1 protein-coding gene is annotated in these 1,758 nt (G+C 33.7%); it reads right to left on the reverse strand.

The annotated features are described in order from the left end of the window. Positions 1 to 14: 14 nt before the first annotated feature. Positions 15 to 1,592 (reverse strand): IS1634 family transposase, encoded by a 1,578-nt coding sequence (locus V4762_RS09920; protein ID WP_347315617.1) that lies wholly within the window; start codon positions 1,590 to 1,592, stop codon positions 15 to 17. Between the last annotated feature and the right edge of the window lie 166 nt (positions 1,593 to 1,758).

Consider the following 1,758-nt stretch of genomic DNA (forward strand, 5'->3'; position numbering starts at 1 on the left):
CCTAAATTCCCGTACTATTGTAACGAGGTCGGTGGATCTACTCCTAATTTTTCATATAACTGAATCTGTTTTTTAGTTATTTCGCCTAACTGTATTTTTTTACCGGGTAGCTCAAAGCATTCTATTATATCTAATTCATCAAGCATCTCCTGCATCGTATAATCTTTAAACAGGCTATTGTCCTGCATTTTCTTTTTGATATAGGATAAAATTATCAAGGCAATAAATTCAACAAACAGTTTACCGTCAAGGCTTTGCTCTGACGACACGGAAAGTCTCCTTAAATTAAGCCTTTCCTTAAGGTTTCCGAATGCTTTTTCTACTAAATCTTTATTGCGGTATATCTGTAGTGCGCTTATAGGATCTTTTATATCGTTAGATATTAGTGCAAAGAATCCAAAATCCTTAACCGCATCCGCAATTGCATCTTCATTCGGTAATATTTTTAAACCTCTTACGGGAGTATTTGATATTTCAAAGTATTTCTCATACAGAGTCTGATGTTCAGTCTGTATTTCTTTGTTTATAAGCTCGCTTTGTAAGTTGGATAGCTTTATATTAAAAGCATTTTCTTTCTCTATTGCCCTTTCTGGGGAATAATAAATATGCAGGTACATGCGCTTTTTCTCTTTAAGCACGTTTTTTTTATAAGGACGTTCTTGTGTATAGTCCCATGTTATAGGTAAACAGCGTGCATATAAATTATATAAAGGACTATAGTATTTCCAATTTTTTATATTTTCTTTAATACTGGCTATACCGTTTTGAACTATTTTAAGCGAAAGCTTTCCTGCAATCAAAAACTTCACGTGTTCTTTATATAGACCGCTTATGTTATCCATGCTGTAGAAACCTCTGTCCATAACCAACTTTACTTTATCAAAACCTAAGAAGTTCATATCAAGAAGTAATTTCTTCAGTGTTTTAACATCAGGTATATTCCCTGCAAGTTTGCGGTAGTAAAACGGGAGGTTTGATTCTTCTCCAAACAATACGGCAAGATTAATTTGCGCAAGAATGTCATGCTCTTTATTCATACCGTATTTGACCTGCTTTAAGCATTTTGAATAGCTCGAAATCGATGTCGTATCGTAAGCCCAGTATTCTTCTTGTGCTCTGCGCTTTGCTTGTAAACGAAAGAATCTGTTCTTTGCATCTTCTGCTATAGAAGCAAATAGTTCTGAACTTCTTTGGGACGCTATTGTCTTACCGTACGGGTGTTTATGTAACATAGCCCACTTGCCGAACCTGCTTAAAGGGTTTTTGTCTTCGAGAATCAGGTAGTAGGCAGTAGATAAAATCTGTTTATATTCTTTGCCGAAACATACCTTTAAATCTTGAAGAAGTCCAGTATCTTGAGCAATTTTATCAAAAAGATAAACTGCGCCATAAAAATATCTTGAAGACTTGGCAATATCTTTTATATTTTCTTTTCTTTTTTTGGTAGGTACAATCTGGTTATCAATAAGTTTACCTATTAACTTTCTATGGGATCTAGACTGTTTCTTTTCTTTATCCCAGAAAGATACAGACTCATATACATACGTTACACCTGTCTTTTTATTCGTTTGATATACGGTAGCTTTTGCCATGGCTCATCTCCTTAATAATAATTTAAATAGAATTTTTGTTTATCAACATTCATCGTTACATATATTATACTATGTAACGATGAAAAAAGCAAGAAAAATCCTATATAGTATTATATTAGCGGGAGTTTGTTTAATGACTCGTTATATTAAAGCGGGAATGCAGGAT

Origin of the sequence: Thermodesulfobium sp. 4217-1, from assembly GCF_039822205.1 — a bacterium.
Classification (GTDB): Bacteria; Thermodesulfobiota; Thermodesulfobiia; order Thermodesulfobiales; family Thermodesulfobiaceae; genus Thermodesulfobium.